This window comes from Rathayibacter sp. AY1D1 (assembly GCF_002932635.1).
GTDB lineage: Bacteria > Actinomycetota > Actinomycetes > Actinomycetales > Microbacteriaceae > Rathayibacter.
Genome location: NZ_PSVY01000043.1, coordinates 1 through 17,872, shown reverse-complemented (window position 1 = coordinate 17,872; position 17,872 = coordinate 1). Strand labels below are relative to the sequence as shown.

Genomic DNA, 17,872 nt, shown 5'->3' with positions numbered 1-17,872 from the left:
GCACGAGCGCAGCTCGCGCCTCCCGGAACGGGATCCCCGGGGAGCGTGAGGGGCCCGCCCCTCACGGGCTACCTACCTATATAGGTAGGTAGCCCTCGCCCGTTCAGCTCGCGGCGGCCGTCTCGGTGGCGGCGGCTCGGGCTGCCTCGACCTCAGCGGCGGCGTGGTGTCCCTGCACGTCGGCGTAGGCGACTTTGTAGGGGCGGGTTCCGTCGTTCCAGTCGAGCGCGACGGTCACGCTCTTGGGGTTCACGCGGGTCACAACGTGCCAGCCGAACCGGTGCTTGATCATGTCGCCCTTGGCGATCGTCTCGCGGCTGTGGATCGTGACCTGTCCGGCCGCGGCCTGCGCCTCGCGGACCGCGGTCCAGTAGTCGTGCTCGTCCTCGAGCTGCGCCCGCTGGGTCAGCAGCCGCTCCCGGTAGGCACCGGTCGCGGGGCTGGTCGTCTCGATGTACCCGCCGCCGAAGTTGTGCGAGCTGCCCTCGATCTTCCGGCTGTACCCGCGAATGTCGGTTGCGATCCGGTCGATGCGGCGGGCGACCATTCCGGGCGCGTAGCGGTGATCGGTGGTCTTGGCTGCGACGTCGGCGCGGGCACGGGCGCGGGTGGCTTCGCGGTCGGCCTCGACGCTGCGGCCCATCGCGGCATCCGCCTTGGCGATCGCGTTGCGGTGCCGGTTCTCGGAGTGGTGGCCGATCTTGATCGGCTCGCCTCCCTCGGGGAGCCGGTCGAGCGCGCGGCGCGCGGCCGCGTCGGCGGTGTTCGCGTCCGCGGCGCGCCGGTCGGCCTTCGCGTCGAGCGCGTCGACGCGGGCGGCCTGGCGCTCGGTCTTGTCCGCCTCGACCTCGGCAGTGGGCCGGAACGTCTCGTCAGCGTCGATCGTGACCTCGTGGCCGGCCTCGCGCAGCGCGGTCGCGGCACGGTTGATGGTCCACCACTTCGGGAGGCGGTCGCGGGACTGCGGGACGTACCAGGCGCCGATGGAGCGGCCCCAGCGCCAGCCGGACGCCTTCAGGATCTCGGCGGTGCCGTCTCCGCGGCTGGTGCCCTCGATGATCGTTCCGGCCTCGGGGGTGTGGGTGATGGTGAGCATGTCGGTTCTCCTTCTCGGGTCGGTGATCAGTCGTTGGCGAGGTAGTCGGCGGGCGTCTCGCTGCGGTCGTGCAGCGAGTAGGCGGCGGGGTACAGGTCGAGCGCTCGGGCGACCGCGACCGGCACGACGACGTAGGCCCCGGAGGCCATGTAGCCGATGCGATCCGCGGGCAGCGGCGCGACGGGCTCGAAGTGCTGCAACGTCACCCCGGCCACCGCGCGACCACCGCTGCGGGTGACCAGGCGCACGGCGGGCGTCTGCTCGGTCACCGGGTCGTTGCCGCCGGCGCCGACGATGACCACCTGACGAGCGGTCCGGCTGATGCCCTCCGCCCCGGGGCCGTGGTACTCGCTCTTGATGACCTCGGTACGGGTGCCGCGCTGCTGGCTCATGGTGTGTCTCCCTCTGGCTGATCGTTTTTCTTTGCCTCTCCGGCGGGGAAGACCGTTTGAGTGGAGGCGGCGGAGTGACGCCGATCACGGGCGAAATAAGCCCGCAGGGCGCGTCCGGGATCGGTGGCACGCAGCCGCTGGAGCGAAATAGGTTGAAACCGCGGAGAGGTGAAGAAAACGCAGGGTAATGGGCCGCGCAGCGGCCTCCCTTCCCCGGCATCGCCGGTGCCGCATCTAGCGGCCCCCGGAACGGGTAGCGGAAGAACGATCAGCAGCGCCCTACGGTGGGCGCATGCCTCCGCGACGCGCCCTCCGTCGCACGGATCGACGCCGGTTCTCGGGCCTGGTCTCACTCTCGGCCGTTGTGGCACTGCTCTCGGGATGCGTCGGTGACGTCCCCGGCCCTTCACCGACCTCGTCAGTCGTCTCCGCAGCGCGAGTGGATACCCGTCCGCTGTTCGATGAGGCGATGGCAGTGAGCATCACGCCGGGTGTGCGCGAGGTGGCGCGCGCGACAGAGGACTGGTGCTTCTCAGAGGGAGGAGGGAACCAGCTCTTCGGATCGGCGTCTGAGCTCTCGACCGTCTGTCTCTTCGGCGGCGGAATCGTGTTCGCTCTGAACGACACCGACCAGCAGGCGGCAGCCGCTGCCGTGGATGAGTTCCTCGCCACCAACGACATGTTCGGCCCGGGAGGAACGGTCGTTGACTCCCTCGTCGGGGTCGACCTAATGCAGGGCGGCGAACTCACCGGCGGCGGCGGGCGCAACCTCCCCGGGGGAGGTGCTCAGGGAGCGGCGACCGTGCGTTGGACACTCGTAGCCGCCTCCCGCCTCCAGGTCAGCGGCCTCCCGTTGTCTGAGGGGTTTAATCGCCAGTCCTACGAGGGAACGATCACGGAGTCGACTCCCGCAGAAGTGAGCGCGACGGGTGCCTCGTTCGTCCTGACCGTCCACATCTCCTGGCGGTACTTCTCGGGCAAGCCTGCCTAGCCTCTCTCCCCCGATTTCGCCGGTACCGCATCTAGCGACCCCCGGAACGGGTAGAGGAAGAGCGCAAGCTGCTGACGGGCGCCGCCGGCAGTGGGTCTAACGGCTTCGGTCGCCGCGGTCCGGCGCCTGCGTCGGCGTCGTGGTGGGGAAGCTGCGGGTGACGGTCGCTCGTGCTTGTGCGAGGGCCGTGTCGATTAGGGGTTCTCCGAACGCGGTGCGCGACTTATCGACGTCGAGCGTGCGCGGCTGCCCTTCGGCGGAGGTGCTGTAGCGCCGGTAGCGCATAACGGTCAGTCCGGTGTCGGCCAGCTGCTCGGCGGCGACCTCGGGGAGGGAGCGGCCGCCGGGGCCGGCGTAGACGCCGCGGGCGTACTCGCTGGGCACCCATCGGCCACCGAGCTCGTCGGCGCCGTCGAGGGCGCGTTCGTAGGACTGCTGCCAGCGGCCGGCGATGCGCGACTCCGACAGCTCGAACGGGACCTCCACGTCGATGACCTCGACGCTGTAGCCGACGGACCCGAGTGGCTGCCCCAGCTCGACGGCCTTCTCAGGCGAGGAGAGCACGGTGTCGATCACGACGTTCAGCCCGTCCCGCACCGCTTCGTTGCGGGACGCGGATCGCGAGCTGCGAGGACTCCTCGTGCACGAGGGAGGCCAGCTCGAGCGGGAAGAACCGCTCCCCCGCCGCCTCAGCGGCGCGGACCTCGGGCGGCATGATCGCGCGGTCGTAGCTGCCGTCCTTGATCGCCTCGGTGAGCAGGGCGCTTGAACTCGTCCGCGTCCACGGTGAGCCACGCGCCGCGGTCGGCGCCGAGCACGTCCGCGAGCACGGTCGACTTCCCGGCCCCGGGCGGGCCAGCAAGGATGATCGCCTTTCGCTCCGCGCGGACGTCGGGGAACTCGTCGCGGTAGGCGGCGACCAGGCGGTCGTGCAACTGCCGCCGCGCGGCGCGCGGCCGATCCACGCCGTCAGGTTCGCGGACGAACCAGTCGCGGTTATTGACCGTCGCCCGATCGCTGGCAGGGCTCAGCGGGCCACCGGCCCGAGCCCACTCGCGCACCGTCTCGCGGTGCGCGGCGATCGCTGACGAGTCCTCGCCCGTCACCGACCTTGCTCGCTGTAGCGGGTCAGGATCTCGTCGTACATCTCCGCGTCGATCAGGTGCTCGCTGAACGCGCGCCCGACGTCCTCGAACTCCCCCGCATCCGCGGTCGTCCAGTCGAAGCCGTCGCTGGGCGAGCCGGGTCGATAGGACCAGCGGCCGAGCTCATCGATGGTCTGCTCGCGCGTGAGCTCGCCGGCATCGTAGCGCTGGGCGATTTCATAGGTGGTGGCGCCGGAGAAGCCGGGGCGCACGTCCGGCACGGCGGCCGCCGACTTCAAGGCACTGTTCACGGAGGGCTGAGAGATACCGATCAGATGCGCGAGCTGCCTCTGCGTGGTGTCCTGCGCGGCACGGCGCAGCTCCCGCAGGTACGACACTCTCGTCACGACCTGACGGCTGCGCAGCCGGCGAACGGTGTCCCCATCGGGCCTCTGAGCGATCGACATAGCAACCACCTCCTATAGATCATTCTATCGAAGGACCGTCACGGTCAGTGAAAATACCCGAGCGGAGGGCGTGCTCAAGGATGGCGGCCGTGGACGTCTCCCCCAAGTCTGTTACTTACAGACCAACAGACTTCCGAATCTCGGCCTCCGACCCGCCCGCGATCTGATCGCTTCTCTCGAGAAGAAGATCGATCGCTACTCGGATGAGGGTGTTTTCCGTGATTCGCTCGGTCCCGGCGGGCCTGGTTCGCGTGAGTCGACGCGCGTGCGCAGTCAGCGCGGTGTACTGATCGTCTCGGATCTTCGCTTCTTTCCTGGCGAAGGACCGGTAGCCGGCTCCCTCAGCCGGGTCCTGTCGAGTTGCAGAGGCGTCGTCTTCCACTCCCGGCGACTTCGACGGCCGAAGAGGCTTCACCACCTCTGGGGATGCTTCGGGGGGAGTGAGAGACAGATCCGCCTGAGACGGCGTAGACAGCATTGCGCTGAGGTCCTGGCGGGCCATTAGGAGCTCCTCGTGGTCGAGTGCGCCCAAATGGAGGTGAGCTCCAGGGCGACTGCGTTGTAGTCGTAGATCGCATTGGCGGTTTGCCTGGTGTCGGGGTACTGGGTCACAACGTCTCCGGTGAGCGGCGAATCGCTGATCGATTTGTACTGTCGGATGTGCTGCTTGAAGCGAGGGAGCTTGAGGCTTACATCCACAAGATTGACCCAGTCTTCGAGGAGGTTCGGTACACGCATGTCCACCTTGCCGAGCAGGACTCGGTACGGAACATCTCGCGGCTCGATGAGCTTGCTGATCGTGTTGCGCGTCGGATCGACAGCAAGCGCTTCCGGAACCATCGGCACGATCGCGAAGTCGGAGACATCGAGAACGGCACCGAGGATCGCCGTATCGGTCAGGTTTCCTGGTGTATCTACGAAGACCACGTCGTACGGCAGCTCCCGCAGGCGTGTGAGCGTGTTGGGGTCGGTGTTCTCCGCGAAGTCGAAGGGCAGCCGCTCCCCCGCCCGAGCCGCCCACATGGTGGTCGACTGTTGGGGGTCGACGTCGACCACGAGCACTCGCGCGTTCTTGGCGGCGACGGCCGCAAGGTTCATCAGACTCGTCGTCTTCCCGACCCCGCCCTTCTGATTTGCCAGGGACACAATGCGCATGAATGTTCCTCTCACTTCCGTAATTACAGACTACCAAAGTTCGGCTTCAGATCACCAACTCCGGAAGTCTGTAACTTACGAAGTACGTGGTCGACCGCTACCCCGACGACCCAAGTTGCACCTGGTCGCCCTCCGAGCAGGGCTGACACATCGACGGATGCTCACGCAGCAGGTCTCCTCTGACGCTTGAGCTGATTCGTTCCACCAGGCCCAGGTGGCACGCGGAACTCCCCCCTGCCGCTACCAGCAGCTTCGGCCGACAGGTAAGCCTGGCCCTACAGAACTACAAAGTCTGTAAGTCTGTAGCCACGGCCTCTTCCGTCTCCGCTGGCGCCATTGGGCTCCCCCTTGCAAAGTGACTTACAGAGTTTGTGATTCTGAAACTTACAGACAATGGCGCTGCAGCGTGTGAACACAGTTACAGACTTTGTAATTCTGAACCTTCCGAACTTCGGACTTACACCGCAATGGTTTAGGTTTCCACGCGCCGGCAGCTGCGGTCAGTGCGCGAACGCCGTCGCCAGTTCGCCCCAGTGGGTTGTGAAGCGTGGGGAGCGCGCGCCACGCTTCATCGCCCAGACGGGTCCCTTGCGGATCCCGGGCCGGCCGTGCAGCTTCGGGTCGAACAGTCGCTCGCAGGAGACGTAGAAGCTGTTGACGTCTACCAGGTCGATGCGCTGCTCAGAGCGCACGGTGGAGGTGGTGCAGGCAGACGGTCACGACGCCCCACACCTGGAGGTCGCTGAGCTCGGGGACGAGGATCGGCGGGTACTCGGAGTTCTCAGCTCGCAGGATCACGCCGCCGGGGGAGAGTTCGAGGCGCTTGACGGTGAGTTCGCCGTCGAGGATCGCGACGACGACGTTGCCGTGCTTGGGGGAGAGGGAGCGGTCGACCACCAGTTCGTCGCCGTCGCTGATGCCGGCGCCGATCATGCTCTCCCCGGACACGCGGACGATGAAGGTGGAGGTCTTGTCGCGGATCAGGTGGTCATTGAGGTCGAGGGAGCCGTCGAAGTAGTCCTGCGCGGGGGAGGGGAACCCGGCCGCTACCGCATCGCCGGCGACGAGGAACGCGATCGCCACGGCGTCCAGAGCCGGAGTCGAGATCCGCTCCACGATCGTCACAGTCATCTCGGTACCTCCCAACCCGTTCGAACATATGTTCGATGGAAGTCGAGTGTAGGTCGGAGGGTCCGACAGCGCTCGTGTGCGCCAGTCGTTCGCACGTTCGGCGGAGCCGTCTCGGGCGCGTCGAGCTCGTCGGGGATCCGCGTCGACCTCGAGGGTCAGCGTCGGGGGCTAGGCAGCGGTGGAGGACCACCAGAGCGATCCGGGGGCGAGCATGCCGGTGCGTCCCCAGTGCAGCGCTTCTCGGTGATCGCCGCGGCCGGCGGCGTCGCGGGGGTAGAGCGGCCAGACGCGCTCACCGGGAGTGGTGTCCTCGAACAGGGGTCGGCTCGTGACGTGTCGGCGTCGAGGGCGTTGCCGGGGGGAGGAGGAGCGGTGGGTCAGCTCGGCTTGCCACCAGGCCCAGACCTCGCGCTCGACGTCGTAGCGGTGGGCTCGACCTGCGAGGGCTCCGTCGACACCGAGAGTTCGAGCTGCGGCAGTGCGGAGGTCACGCTTGGCGCGGGTCCACCCCGTCGTGTGCCTAATGACCAGCCGGTGTCTGCGCAGGCGGGAGAGTGCGGTGGCAGCGGTGCGGGTGGTGACTCCGAGCAACGTGGCGGCGGCGCCGAGGGCGAGGGTCCCTTCGCGACGCAGCAGAGCGTAGGCCTTTCCTGCTAGGTGTCCCAGGCCGGCGCGGGTGAAGAGGTCGTGCCGGGTGTCGGTGAGGTCGGCTTCGAGCATGGTGAGGAGCATGGTTCGTTCGGTGAAGATCGGCCCGGGGGGGCGGGGGTTATTAGTGGTTGTGGCCGGACCTTGCAGGAAACCTGTGGAAAGGTGCTCGGACAGTCGCCATTCGCTGGCGTTCGAGCCGTCCGCGCGGACGGCGAGCTGCACGTAGCCGTCCTCGCGCAGCGTCCGCAGGGCGCTGGCCGCGGTGGTGCGTCCCAGGCCCGCGAGGAGGGCGAGGTCGCGGATGGACGCGGCGACGGTGCGCTTGCCGGTGTGCAGGGTGAGGTAGGCCAGGGCGGTGAGGATCGTCTTCTCCGACGTCGCCCGCTCGCTCCTGCCCCACCGGCCCGGGCTCACCCGGAACCGCTCGAGGAGGGCGCTGACTGAGCCGACGATGCTCTCCAGCTCCACCAGGTCGCGCGGCTCGCGCTCGGACGGGAGAACGGCGTGCAGGGCCGCGTACTGGAGTGCCTTCTGCCACTGCCGCGTCAGGCGCTCGGCCGCTTCGTCGCGCGAGCGCGGGCGGCGGTGGCCGCGGCCGGTGTTCTTGGTCCGGAAGTGCTCCATCCCGGGAGCGGTCCGAGCGGCGTGCTCGACGTCAGTCAAGGACCAGCCGGCGTGCGCCGCGGAAAGCAGACACATGAACGCCGTCCACGACGGGTTCGCACCTCCGCCCGCGGCCGCCATATGCCCGGCGCCGGCAGCGCTGAGCTGGCGGTGCGCCCGATGCGTGGTGGTCGGGGCGGCCGGGGGAGCAGCGTCGATGGCGCGTGGCGGGCGGGAGGCTTGCAGCGCAGCGGTCACGGCCTCGATGGCGGCCGCGGTGACGGTCGCGTCCAGCAGCTCCTCTGCGCGGCCGCGGAGAACGCTCGAGAAGCTGCCGTCGCGGTGCGGGGACAGGGGAGGTCGAGCGGCGCCGGTGCGGGGGTTGCAGAGCATCCCGTGATCCAGCGTGCGGAAGTTCGCGCGAGCGGCAATCGCCAGCCGAGCCACCAGCTCGGCCGGAGCACCCTCGGCGAGTGCGATCCACAGGTGCCGGCCGCCAGTCCCGGAGGACTGGCACACGAGATGAGCGACCTGGTGCGCGTCCAGAACGGCGGAGAGAGCGTCGCAGTCGTCCGCGGCCTGCTCCATGAGGTCCGCGTCGACGCCGTGGGAGTCCTTGCCGTCGAAGTCGAAGCAGAGCAGCCGGAACGCTCCCGCGTCGTCCGCAAGGTAGACGGCCCAGGGAGTGCTCGGGGCGACTGGAGAGATCAGGAACGCCGTGGGATACGCGTTCTCGTCCAAGCGCCCGTAGGCGTCGCGGCGCATCGTCCGGACAGTGCCGCGCGGGCTCAGCCGACGCGTCAGGGACCATGCGTCGCCGCCGAGCGTCGACGAGCTGCTACGGCGCGCCGAAAGATCCATCATTGAATCTCTCAGCCCGTCGTGTAATCTTTCGGGCATAGAGAAGCCTCCCGTGAGGGTGGTGACTTGATTAGCTCGGACCCGTTGCTTTGGTCGGTGTCGGGGTACGAGCTACGAAACTTGGTGAGGCCCGCTTCGGCGGGCCTCCTTCGTTTAAGCGGCGGAGATGTGCGCCTCCTGGTCGATATCGAACGTCGGTGCCAGCACGGGCAGGCGCCCGGTGGAGTCGCGGAGCTGATCTGCCAGAAGCTCGAAGTACAGCGAGCGGGAGACGCCTGAGGCCTTGGCGGCGCCGTCGACGTCGTCCTTCAGCACGTGAGGCATCTGAAACTCGACGGGCACGGTGACGGCGCCGTTGCGCGCGCGTCGCTTCTGCTTGATCGGAGCCATGCGTCCAGAGTGGTGATCTAACCCCGGGATTGTGCGCGCCACGCCGCGCGTAGGGCGGATCAACCCCGGGATTAAGCGCGATTGCTGCCGAGGGACAGGGGCGTCAGCCCAGGTCACGCCGTGACGGCCCCCACCCGCCGAGGCATGAGACTCCCGTCGAACAACCATGTCGGCACCCTACCAAAATAGGCGCCACTCTCGTACCGATTCAGGTACACCGTCCATAGGGTCAGCCAGGACTCTGCAGCCACTCGCGAACCGAGGCGTCGAATGCGTCCGGCGCGACGTTGTACTCCCAGGCATGCGCAGCGGGCGGGAGCAGGGCTAGCGCGCTCCGTTCGACGTTCACGCTCACGAAAGCCCGTGACAACGAGGCAGGCACCTCCCGATCTCCGTCTGAGTGGATGAGGAGGGTCGGAACGGTGAGTCTTGGTCCTCGGGTCCAGTCCAGGGCATCGAAATCGATGGGCCCGGGAAGTCCTACGAGGGTGCTGAGGGGGCGAGTGGAGAGCGCGAACGTCCCAAGCGCACCCACCACCGATGGCAGATGAGCGCGGCGCGCTCCAGCCCGAATGACCTGCCGCCAGTCGGTGGCGGGCGCGATGAGGACGAGGGCTGTGATGAGTTGGCGGTGTTGAGACCGCTCGGTGAGTTGAAGTGCGATGCCGCCACCGAGGGACCAGCCGAACAGAACGATGCTGTGCGCTCCGTGCTCCACGGCGTAGCTGATCGCAGCATCGACGTCATCCCATTCGGTTTGACCGAGAGTCGACGCCCTGTTCTTCGTTGGTGGCCCATCTCCGTCACCTCGGAACGAAGGAACGAGCGACGTGTAGCCGAGCTTGCGTGCTGCCGGGACTGAGCGCAGCGCGGTGATGCGAGTGGTGCGGATGCCGTGCACGTGGATCGCCCAGGTTTTTTCGCCCTCGCCGCCGGTCGACGGGAAGAGCCACGCCGGACATGGGCCTGTTGGCGCGTCGACGTGGATCTCGCGCACGCGCGGGTCGATGTCCTCAGGACGCGCGAAGACGTGCCCGGTCCATCGGCCTTCGTGAGCGGTAGAGAGATCGCCGCCGGTGACTTGAAGAACCTCGCGGCGAACGGTCCGCTCGATCGCGTCGTGATACAGGATCCGGCCGACGAGCGCGTGGCCCCGATCGGAGTCGAACCAGAAGCCGTACTCGCCGTCGTGAAGGGTTTCGGGCGTGGCGTGGAGGGTGAGGCTGTCCGGGGTCGCCGAGAGGACCTGCACCGTCCTCTTGCGCCCGGGCATCACGACTCGCCGCCCCAGGACGACACCGACGCCTGCCAGCAGGGAGAGGGCAGTCACAGCGGCTCCCGCTACTCCTGCGACAGCTCTCACGCCGACTTGCCGGGCGCTCATCGAGTCCAAGCTCTTGTGGTCGCGGGGGAGGGGAGCTGTTCCATCACGATGGCCTCCGCCGCTGCGACGTGACGAGCGTCGGCTGGTGTCAGACGGCCGCGGTGAGCGTTCTCGAAGTCGCGAAGCGCGATGACCAGGTCGTACACGACCGCGATCGATGATTCGTCTCGAGCGCGACTTGACCCGTTCGTAGCCGGCATCACCGCGAGTCTGCCGGCGAGGCGGCGAAGTCGCCGTGCATGCCGACTGAGTCGCGCCTCGCGCATGGCCTTCTGCAGAGTGAATGAGGCGATTCCGGTGACGATGAGGATCACGCCGCAGTAAAACAGGAAGTCGAACGCGTTCCGCAGGAGGACGCGGAAACCGAGGTCGGTGACCTCGAAGTGGTCGAGGGACAAGACGATGATCTCGTCGATGCAGGCGAGGATGACGAGGCTGCTGCCTGCGACGAAGAAGCCGTAGGAGCGCGCTTTTCTGCGACGGAGACCAAGCAGGAGCATCGTCGAGATGGCGAGGATCGCCGTCATGTAGATACTGGCGTAAAGCCAGGTACCTGTCTGGGAGATGTGCTCGGTGATGAAAGTTTTCGAGGTGGGTTCCTTGTCGGTGATGAACAGGAACGGCACGACGAAGGACACGAGCATGGCGGCAAGGATGAGCTTCCTCGTCCAGAATCGCGGGGTGCTGCGGGACTGAAGGAGGGCTGCTCTCATGACCAACCAGAACGCGGTGGTCGCCAGGACGTTCTGGGCGAGGTTGATGTAGTTCTCGCCACCGAGAAACCGGTCCAATCCGGGGTGGACTCGGGTGAGGAGCGCGAGGGAGCCGACTCCGCTCGCGAGCCAGGACAACCGGCTCGAGGGCTGGGAGACAGCAGCGGGGATCCGGGCGACGAAGACGACGGCGAGGACCACAAGAGCGATCAGGGCTAGAGCCTGCATCTACCCGAAGACCTCCTCGTCCTCCCGGAAACGAGGACGCAGGAGTGAGCGGGAAAGAAGATGGGCGAGGTGCTCTGCTTCGCCTTCGAGGATGCGCCGGTCCCCATCAACGTTCTCGAGGTCCTCCAAGCCGCCTGCTTCTAGGAGCCGGCCGCGCACGACTCCGTTCGTCCCCCGGTAGGAGGCGACGGAAGAGTCGTCCCCAAGGACGTTGCAGCCGGGGTGGCGGAGGGCGATATGAGCGAGTTCGTGCAGGATGCAGTGCATCTGGTAGAGCTGGGTATCGGTCGAGCGGTAGAGAATCTGGGCCTCGTCGGGAAAATCGACCCAGAGAGCTGTGAGCGTCTGCCAGTCATCGTCGTCGATGGCATCGACGTGGATCGGTTTGCCGTGCAGGTCAGAGACATGCTTGAGGAGGGCATCCAAGGTCTGATCGTCCTGGAACCGGTTCTCCTCGAACGTCTGCGTCGTGCGTGCGGCGACGTCGGCGTGTTCGAACCACAGGGCTTCGTTGCTCTGGGTGGTGCTCATTCGGTAGTGCCCTCCTTCGGAGTTCGCTCGATCGACAGAATCGCCTTGGTCACGGCGGCGAGCTGCTTCGCGTTCATGCCCCCCAGCGCTCGAGCACTGATGGAGGTGGCTCCGGTAGCCAATAGCGCCCGGTGGAAGCGGATCTCCGCTTCGATGAGCTCGCTGGCTTCGTCTTCACGCCTTGCAGTCAGGTACTCGTAGCTGACGCCGAAGAACTCGCTGAGACCGACGAGCAGATCGACCGGCAGCCGCGTGGAGCCCTCCAGCTCAAGCAGCTCATCCCAGTCCTTCGGCTCGAAGCTGATGTCACGACCGCGGATGGACTGAACGAGGGTGTCGAGAGTGAAGATCTGAGCATCCGCACTCGTCGGCCCTTCGGCGAGGAATCGGAGTCGTCGAGCGAACTCCCTGCCGTCGATGCGCTCAGCAGTGAGCTCTCCGCCACCGTCTTCGGGGTTCGGAGAAGACGCGAGCTGCAGCACTTCGTACGGTTCGACCCCGAAGGCTCCAGCGAGCTTCTCGATGTCGTTGGTGGTGAACGGCGCTTCGCCGCGCAGACGGATGTAGAAGTAGTTCGCCGAGATGCCTGCAGCACGGATGAGTTCGGTGTTGGTCAGCCGTGCACGATCGCGGAGCGTCTCGACCGCGCGGACCACGCGTCGCGAAAAGTCGGTCGGTCCCGGCGCCGGTCGTCTAGCCACCCCTGGAATGTACCAAAGATGATATAAGCCCATTTCGGTAACCGAATCGGGTTGCAATAGCTACCGAAATCGGTAGTTTTATCGTGTGCCTGCTTCTTCGTCTCGGTACTCAACCGTCCTGTTCGCCCTCGTCGCCTCCCTCCTCGTGAGCGGCTGCTCGTCGACCTCGCCGAGTGAGGCGTCTCATGAGAACGAGCTACCGACGACCGCCTCACCACTCCCCAGCATCCGACTCTTATCGCCGACGCCGACTCCCGAGGACGTACAGCCGGTCGATGCGGAGCCGTCCCCAGAACCGTCTCCGCTGAGCAGAGCCGTCGCGATTGCGACGGAAGCGGCGGTGGCGTTCTGCCGTCCAACGGTCGGTTACGACACCTGGATCAGCGAGCTCTACCCGTTTTTGAGCCAGCGGGCAGCATTAGCCTACGAGACGGTCGACCCGGCAAACGTGCCCTGCACGAGCCTCGCGGGCGCTGCGACCGTCCGCGACGGTGACGGCGCGTTCACGATGCGCATCCTCGTCCCCACCGACGCGGGGGAGTACTCCGTGTACGTCCACCGCACCACGGAGAGCACTCCCTGGGCCGTCGAGCAGATCACCCCTCTCACCTCGGAGTAACGGGATGCAGAAGGGGGGACTGGGGGTGCTTGCAGCGGTCATGGTGCCCGTCGTGGCGGTCGCGATGCTGTTGTGGGTGCTGTTCTTCGGCGGCTCCGCTGCCGCGGCGTGCCTGCCGGGCGGGGGACCGGTCAGCGTGTCCGCTGTCCCTGCGGACGCGAAGGTCGGGGCCTACGGGCACGACCAGCTCGTGAATGCAGCACTGATCGTGAACGCAGGAGCGGCGAAGGGGCTCGGCGCGGACGGGCAGACACTGGGCGTGCAGACGGCGATCGGGGAGTCATCCCTGGTGAACATCGGCTACGGGGACGGTGCGATCAACCCGGACGGGTCAGTTGCCGACTCGATCGGACTGTTCCAGCAGCAGTCGAGCTGGGGCACCGTTGAGCAGCGAATGGACCCGACGACCTCGGCGGGCTTCTTCTACGACCGCCTCGTCGCGGTCGAGGGTTGGCAGTCGATGGAGCCCTCGATCGCGATCAACAAGGTCCAGCGCAACGCCGACCCGAACCACTACAAGAAGTACCGCGCTGACGCCGTGGGGATCATGACCTACCTCAACGGCCTCGGCAGCAGCACGACCGCACCTGCGACGACCGCTGCACCGGTCGGTGTTTCGTCTACGCCGGCCAGCACCGCACCTGCGACGGCTGCGCCGATCGGTGGATGCGTCGCCGTATCTGGCGACGCGCAGGCCCTCGCAGCCGGCCTCGTGACGGCGATGGAAGAGGGGCGCCTGCGACTGCTCGAGGACCGGTATGCGCAGCAGATCCGCGACATGGCCGCCGGAACCGCGAAGGAGAACTGCGGCATCGACGTGCGGATCCTCCAGATCATCACCATCGCGCTAAACACGTTCGGAAAGGTGGGCGTCTCCGACCTCAACCGCCAGTGCACCGGATCCCTCCTGGGCGCCGGCACCGGCTCTTCTCACTGGATGAACGGCGGCGGGAACGCGGTCGATTTCTTCTCCTTCGACGGCACGGCCACGACCGGCTGCGACGCGAACGCGCTCACGCTCCTCACCGTCCTGGACCCACAGGTTCCGGCGGGCTCGCGTGCCGGGCAGATCCAGTGCCGCTCGACCAGCTACCAGCACATCACCCAGTTCACAGACACCCCGAACCACCTGCACTTTGACGTCGCCTACGCCGACGGCCCCCTCACCACCGGATAGCCGGACCTTTTCGGCGCCCCAACCGGCGGCGCCGAACACCCCGCACCACCACCACACGAAACGGAGCACACCATGTCTGTACTCGCCCTCACCTCCGACCTGATCACAGCCGCCGGCAGCTTCGGGGCCGTCGTCCCCGACCCGGGCCCCGGGGGCATGCCGCCCGGATTCGAGGCCTTCACCACCGTTATGGGCTGGGCCAAGTGGGTCGGCCTCGGCGTCGCCGTCGTCGGCCTGATCATCCTCGGCGTCACCATGACCGTCTCCGCCCGCCGCGGCGAGGGCGGAGAGATCGGCGGCTGGCTCGGCCGACTCCTCGTCGGCGTCATCATCGTCTCCGCCGCGTTCACGATCGTCGGCTTCCTCATGGGCAGCTAGCGCACGAGGACACCGACCGGCATCACCAACGAGAGGCACGACGTCATGAGCGACACGCAGTCCCGCAACCCGTTCACCAGTCGAGGATTCATCTTCGGAGCAATCGTCTTCGGAATTCTTGTCCTGGCCGCGATCCTGCTCGCCGTCACGTCCCTGGACAGTGGTGGCGAGCAGGGCACCGCCACGCCCGCCACCACTGCAACGCCCACCTCCCAGGCCTCAGAGCTCGACGCCGATGCTGCGAGCATCTGCGGCCTCCCTGGACTCGACGAGAGCGGCAACCTCGCTGCTGCACCCGACGCGGAGTGGACCATCGTCGGCACCATGGCAGCGCCCTCCTCGGACGATGCAGGGCCTGGCGTCGTCGACGCCGACGGAGTCCGCAGCTGCTACGCGCACACCGTGGAAGGCGCAGCCTTCGCCGTCGCGAATCTCTGGGCGATGGGAACGGACGGCCGTCTGAGCGACCTCGTCACCGAACGCCTCACCGTCCCCGGCCCCGGTCGAGACGCCGCGCTGGCCCGGGAGACCACTCAGAGCAACACCGGCCTGAGCTCCCAGATCGCCGGCGTGAAAGTCCTCGCCTACGACGGCCAGAACGCCACCATCGACATCGCCTTCCAGATCTCCGACGGACGTCTCATCAGCTTCCCCTACGCCCTCAGCTGGTCCGAGGGCGACTGGAAGTTCGTGCTCACCGATGACGGACTCCCCACCTTCCGCCCGGTCGCTCTGCAGAGCCTCGGCGGCTACCTCCCTTGGAGCGGCACCACATGACCCCAGTCCCCGACAAAGAGCCGTGCTCCGTCGTCGACGTTCTCTGCTGGACCGGAGAAGGCATCGGCAACGTCGTCTCGCAGGCGTCGAACGACGCTCTGCAGCAGTTCGTCAACAACATCCTGGAGGGCTTCGGCAAAGCGGTCGTCTCGCTCGGCACCCTCTGGGTGAACGTTCCCTCCCCGGTGACCGTTGTCGACCGGGGAGGCGGCGTTAACGGCGGCGGCACACCGCCCCTGCCGGAGGCGTTCGAGACGATCCTCGGCTACGTGACGTGGGTCGCGGCGGGCCTCGCGGTCATGTCGCTGATCATCGCCGGCGTCATGATGAGCATCCGTCGCCGCCACGGCGACGGCGAAGCGCACATGGGACGCATCGGCGTCATCATCTTCGCCGTCTTCCTGCTCTCCTCCGCCTCCGCACTTGTGACAGGGTTCCTGCCCTTGGCGCTGCACCTGAACGAGTCCTCGAGCACCGTCGGCTGGGTGCAAGGGCAGCTCGAGTGGTACGCCGGCGGGCTCGCGATCCTCTCGGTCCTTGTCGCCGCCGGCCGCATGGTGTGGACGCAACGTGCAGGCGAGCTGCGCACCCTCGCCCGGTCGGTGCTGACGCTGATCGCCGTCGCCGGAGCGGGACTCGTCGTGATCCGCCTCGCCACGCAGGCTGGGGACGCGTTCTCGGTCTGGATCCTCAACAACTCCACCGACTGCGACGTCACCAACGGTGAGAGCAACTGCTTCGGCACCAACGTCTTCGCGATGATCTCTCTTACCGCGACCGCTCCCATCGGCCTGATCGGCCTCTTCCTCCTTGGGATCCTCGCCGTGCTGATGACGTACGTCCAAGTCGCGCTGATGGTGTTCCGCGGCGCGATGCTGGTCGTCCTCGCCGGCATCTTCCCGATCGCCGCGGCCGCGACCAACACGGAGACCGGGCAGCAGTGGTTCAAGAAGACCCTCGCCTGGACCCTCGCATTCATCCTCTACAAGCCGGCCGCGGCGATCGTCTACGCGATCGCCTTCCGGATGACCGGTACTGACCTGTTCAAGTCGGACGGCACCGGGCTGTTCCAGATCGTCACCGGCCTCGCGCTGATGCTCATCGCACTCGTCGCACTGCCCGCCCTGATGCGCTTCCTCGTCCCCGCTGTCGCCTCGGTGGGCGGCGGGGGTGGCGGTGCAGGCCTCCTGCTCGGTGCGGCCGCGGCCGGTGGAGCGGCGGAGATTGCCAGCGGAGCGATCCGCTCGCGCAGCGGAGGCGACAGCGGCGGGGGCGGAGGAACGCCCGGCGGCGGTGGCTTCGGCTCCGCACCGTCCGGCAGCAGCGCCTCCGCCGGCAGCAAGGGGTCACCCGCTGCGACTCCGGCCGCCTCCGGCGCAGGCGGCGGCGCAGCTGGCGGAGCTGCGGCCGGCGGTGGCGCGGCAGCGGGCGGTGCGGCGGTAGGCGGTGGTGCCGCAGCCGCGGCAGGAGGTCCGATCGGTGTCGGCCTTGCGGTGGCAGGGAAGGCCGCCGAAGGCGCGAAGCACGCAGCAGGGGCGGTCAAGGCCGCCACGGACGACGCCACTGGCGGCAACGGAAGCGGGAACTGATGAGCACGACAACCCCTATGCGCAGCGCTGAGGCGCCGCGGACGTACGGCAACTGGCGTCGCCCGCAGACTGCGGGACTCGGCGGCCTCGGACAGCTCGCCACGGGCGTGCTGTTCGTCGGCATCCTCTCCTCGATCATCGCGTCGATGTTCTCCGGCCTCGGGGCCGCGCTCGTCGTCGCCGCGATCTTCGGCGGGATCTTGCTGACGGTTTCAGTGAAGGACAAGCACGGGCAGAGCGCCCTCGGAAGGACGGTGAATCGCGTGAACTGGATGCGGACGAAGGCCAAGGGAGCGAACGTCTATCGTTCAGGTCCCGCGGGTCGGGCGAAATGGGGCACGTTCCAGCTCCCCGGACTCGCGGCGGCGTCGCAGCTCTCCGAGCACGAGGACTCGCACGGGCGCCGATTCGCTCTCGTGCACGTCCCCTCCACCAAGCACTACACCGTCGTGATCGCTACCGAGCCGGACGGCGCCGCGCTGGTGGATCAGGAGCAGGTCAACAACCAGGTCGCGGAGTACGGCATCTGGCTCTCCAACCTCGGAGACGAGCCCGGCATCGAGGCAGCCTCCGTCACCGTCGAGACGGCCCCCGACACCGGCACGCGCCTGCGCTCGGAAGTCGAGGGGTCGATGGACCCGGATGCGCCGGAGTTCGCTCGAGCGATGCTCTCGGAGGTCGTGAGCAGCTACCCGGTCGGGTCGGCCACGATCCGCGCCTACGTCGCGATCACCTTCTCCTCTCTCTCCCGCATCGGCGGGAAGCGCCGCAACGCGAAGGAGGTCGCCGCCGACCTCGCCGCCCGCCTGCCTGGCCTGACGACGAGCCTTGCCGCGACAGGGGCCGGCGCTGCACGGCCGCTCGGTGCTCAGGAGCTGTGCGAGGTGATCCGGATCGCCTACGACCCCGCCGCCGCCGTCCTGATCGATGAGGCCCGCGCCTCCGGGGACGTG

At 67.5% G+C, this 17,872-nt stretch carries 22 protein-coding genes; 7 read left to right on the top strand and 15 right to left on the bottom strand.

Going from position 1 to position 17,872, the window contains the following annotated elements:
• Positions 1-103 precede the first annotated feature (103 nt).
• Positions 104-1,096: a DUF3560 domain-containing protein gene (locus C5C56_RS16455; RefSeq protein WP_104319953.1), complete on the bottom strand. Its 993-nt coding sequence runs from the start codon at positions 1,094-1,096 to the stop codon at positions 104-106.
• Positions 1,097-1,122: 26 nt separating this feature from the next.
• Positions 1,123-1,488: a hypothetical protein gene (locus C5C56_RS16450; protein WP_104319952.1), complete on the bottom strand. Its 366-nt coding sequence runs from the start codon at positions 1,486-1,488 to the stop codon at positions 1,123-1,125.
• Between the two features lie 469 nt (positions 1,489-1,957).
• Between C5C56_RS16450 and C5C56_RS16445 the strand changes: the two genes are divergently transcribed.
• Entirely contained in the window at positions 1,958-2,479 is a 522-nt protein-coding gene (locus C5C56_RS16445) for a hypothetical protein (protein ID WP_104319951.1), read from the top strand.
• Between the two features lie 96 nt (positions 2,480-2,575).
• Here C5C56_RS16445 and C5C56_RS18420 read toward each other — a convergent pair whose 3' ends face one another.
• From C5C56_RS18420 to C5C56_RS16385, 13 genes are all read right to left on the bottom strand, one after another.
• A complete protein-coding gene (locus C5C56_RS18420; RefSeq protein ID WP_258065703.1) occupies positions 2,576-3,076 on the bottom strand; it encodes a zeta toxin family protein in 501 nt (166 codons plus the stop codon).
• A gap of 92 nt (positions 3,077-3,168) precedes the next feature.
• On the bottom strand, positions 3,169-3,585 hold the full coding sequence (locus tag C5C56_RS18415; RefSeq protein WP_258065702.1) for a zeta toxin family protein: 417 nt from the start codon (positions 3,583-3,585) through the stop codon (positions 3,169-3,171).
• Complete coding sequence (locus C5C56_RS16435; protein ID WP_104281100.1) at positions 3,582-4,031, bottom strand: hypothetical protein; 450 nt, start codon at positions 4,029-4,031, stop codon at positions 3,582-3,584. The genes C5C56_RS18415 and C5C56_RS16435 overlap by 4 nt, the downstream gene beginning before the upstream one ends.
• A 115-nt stretch (positions 4,032-4,146) precedes the next feature.
• Positions 4,147-4,533 carry a hypothetical protein gene (locus tag C5C56_RS18200; protein ID WP_219813913.1) on the bottom strand — a complete coding sequence of 129 codons (387 nt, stop codon included), beginning with the start codon at positions 4,531-4,533 and terminating at the stop codon, positions 4,147-4,149.
• Positions 4,533-5,186, bottom strand: coding sequence for a ParA family protein (locus tag C5C56_RS16425; RefSeq protein ID WP_056045660.1), 654 nt, complete (start codon positions 5,184-5,186; stop codon positions 4,533-4,535). The genes C5C56_RS18200 and C5C56_RS16425 overlap by 1 nt, the downstream gene beginning before the upstream one ends.
• Before the next feature lie 500 nt (positions 5,187-5,686).
• Positions 5,687-5,878 (bottom strand): DUF4113 domain-containing protein, encoded by a 192-nt coding sequence (locus tag C5C56_RS18410; protein WP_258065701.1) that lies wholly within the window; start codon positions 5,876-5,878, stop codon positions 5,687-5,689.
• Positions 5,868-6,317: a LexA family transcriptional regulator gene (locus C5C56_RS16415; RefSeq protein WP_104281101.1), complete on the bottom strand. Its 450-nt coding sequence runs from the start codon at positions 6,315-6,317 to the stop codon at positions 5,868-5,870. The genes C5C56_RS18410 and C5C56_RS16415 overlap by 11 nt, the downstream gene beginning before the upstream one ends.
• A gap of 168 nt (positions 6,318-6,485) precedes the next feature.
• Positions 6,486-8,336, bottom strand: a complete 1,851-nt coding sequence (locus C5C56_RS16410) for a hypothetical protein (protein WP_146086522.1) — start codon at positions 8,334-8,336, stop codon at positions 6,486-6,488.
• 249 nt (positions 8,337-8,585) lie between these two features.
• Positions 8,586-8,822, bottom strand: a complete 237-nt coding sequence (locus C5C56_RS16405; protein WP_056045669.1) for a hypothetical protein — start codon at positions 8,820-8,822, stop codon at positions 8,586-8,588.
• Positions 8,823-9,051: 229 nt separating this feature from the next.
• Complete coding sequence (locus C5C56_RS16400; RefSeq protein ID WP_181069245.1) at positions 9,052-10,152, bottom strand: S9 family peptidase; 1,101 nt, start codon at positions 10,150-10,152, stop codon at positions 9,052-9,054.
• Between the two features lie 50 nt (positions 10,153-10,202).
• Entirely contained in the window at positions 10,203-11,120 is a 918-nt protein-coding gene (locus tag C5C56_RS16395) for a hypothetical protein (RefSeq protein WP_146084918.1), read from the bottom strand.
• 27 nt (positions 11,121-11,147) lie between these two features.
• Complete coding sequence (locus tag C5C56_RS16390) at positions 11,148-11,678, bottom strand: hypothetical protein (protein ID WP_104281105.1); 531 nt, start codon at positions 11,676-11,678, stop codon at positions 11,148-11,150.
• Positions 11,675-12,379, bottom strand: a complete 705-nt coding sequence (locus tag C5C56_RS16385) for a helix-turn-helix transcriptional regulator (protein ID WP_146082460.1) — start codon at positions 12,377-12,379, stop codon at positions 11,675-11,677. Before C5C56_RS16385 ends, C5C56_RS16390 begins: the two co-directional genes overlap by 4 nt.
• A 448-nt stretch (positions 12,380-12,827) precedes the next feature.
• Here C5C56_RS16385 and C5C56_RS18070 point away from each other — a divergent pair, with 448 nt between their 5' ends.
• The 6 genes from C5C56_RS18070 to C5C56_RS16355 all read left to right on the top strand — a co-directional run.
• Positions 12,828-12,998, top strand: a complete 171-nt coding sequence (locus C5C56_RS18070; protein WP_181069243.1) for a hypothetical protein — start codon at positions 12,828-12,830, stop codon at positions 12,996-12,998.
• 4 nt (positions 12,999-13,002) lie between these two features.
• Entirely contained in the window at positions 13,003-14,175 is a 1,173-nt protein-coding gene (locus C5C56_RS16375) for a hypothetical protein (RefSeq protein ID WP_104281107.1), read from the top strand.
• A gap of 72 nt (positions 14,176-14,247) precedes the next feature.
• A complete protein-coding gene (locus tag C5C56_RS16370) occupies positions 14,248-14,553 on the top strand; it encodes a hypothetical protein (protein WP_056045694.1) in 306 nt (101 codons plus the stop codon).
• Positions 14,554-14,598: 45 nt separating this feature from the next.
• Positions 14,599-15,330: a hypothetical protein gene (locus C5C56_RS16365; protein WP_104281108.1), complete on the top strand. Its 732-nt coding sequence runs from the start codon at positions 14,599-14,601 to the stop codon at positions 15,328-15,330.
• Positions 15,327-16,919, top strand: a complete 1,593-nt coding sequence (locus tag C5C56_RS16360; RefSeq protein ID WP_104297866.1) for a hypothetical protein — start codon at positions 15,327-15,329, stop codon at positions 16,917-16,919. The genes C5C56_RS16365 and C5C56_RS16360 overlap by 4 nt, the downstream gene beginning before the upstream one ends.
• On the top strand, positions 16,919-17,872 hold a 954-nt coding region (locus C5C56_RS16355), incomplete at its 3' end, for an SCO6880 family protein (protein WP_374954280.1). The genes C5C56_RS16360 and C5C56_RS16355, both read left to right, overlap by 1 nt.

Coding starts and splice junctions, on each gene's coding strand:
- C5C56_RS16415 (WP_104281101.1), bottom strand. CDS start 6,317: ATGACTGTGACGATCGTGGAGCGGATCTCGACTCCGGCTCTGGACGCC.
- C5C56_RS16405 (WP_056045669.1), bottom strand. CDS start 8,822: ATGGCTCCGATCAAGCAGAAGCGACGCGCGCGCAACGGCGCCGTCACC.
- C5C56_RS16375 (WP_104281107.1), top strand. CDS start 13,003: ATGCAGAAGGGGGGACTGGGGGTGCTTGCAGCGGTCATGGTGCCCGTC.
- C5C56_RS16370 (WP_056045694.1), top strand. CDS start 14,248: ATGTCTGTACTCGCCCTCACCTCCGACCTGATCACAGCCGCCGGCAGC.
- C5C56_RS16410 (WP_146086522.1), bottom strand. CDS start 8,336: ATGCGCCGCGACGCCTACGGGCGCTTGGACGAGAACGCGTATCCCACG.
- C5C56_RS16365 (WP_104281108.1), top strand. CDS start 14,599: ATGAGCGACACGCAGTCCCGCAACCCGTTCACCAGTCGAGGATTCATC.
- C5C56_RS16455 (WP_104319953.1), bottom strand. CDS start 1,096: ATGCTCACCATCACCCACACCCCCGAGGCCGGAACGATCATCGAGGGC.
- C5C56_RS16435 (WP_104281100.1), bottom strand. CDS start 4,031: ATGTCGATCGCTCAGAGGCCCGATGGGGACACCGTTCGCCGGCTGCGC.
- C5C56_RS16445 (WP_104319951.1), top strand. CDS start 1,958: ATGGCAGTGAGCATCACGCCGGGTGTGCGCGAGGTGGCGCGCGCGACA.
- C5C56_RS18200 (WP_219813913.1), bottom strand. CDS start 4,533: ATGGCCCGCCAGGACCTCAGCGCAATGCTGTCTACGCCGTCTCAGGCG.
- C5C56_RS16390 (WP_104281105.1), bottom strand. CDS start 11,678: ATGAGCACCACCCAGAGCAACGAAGCCCTGTGGTTCGAACACGCCGAC.
- C5C56_RS16450 (WP_104319952.1), bottom strand. CDS start 1,488: ATGAGCCAGCAGCGCGGCACCCGTACCGAGGTCATCAAGAGCGAGTAC.
- C5C56_RS16360 (WP_104297866.1), top strand. CDS start 15,327: ATGACCCCAGTCCCCGACAAAGAGCCGTGCTCCGTCGTCGACGTTCTC.
- C5C56_RS16425 (WP_056045660.1), bottom strand. CDS start 5,186: ATGCGCATTGTGTCCCTGGCAAATCAGAAGGGCGGGGTCGGGAAGACG.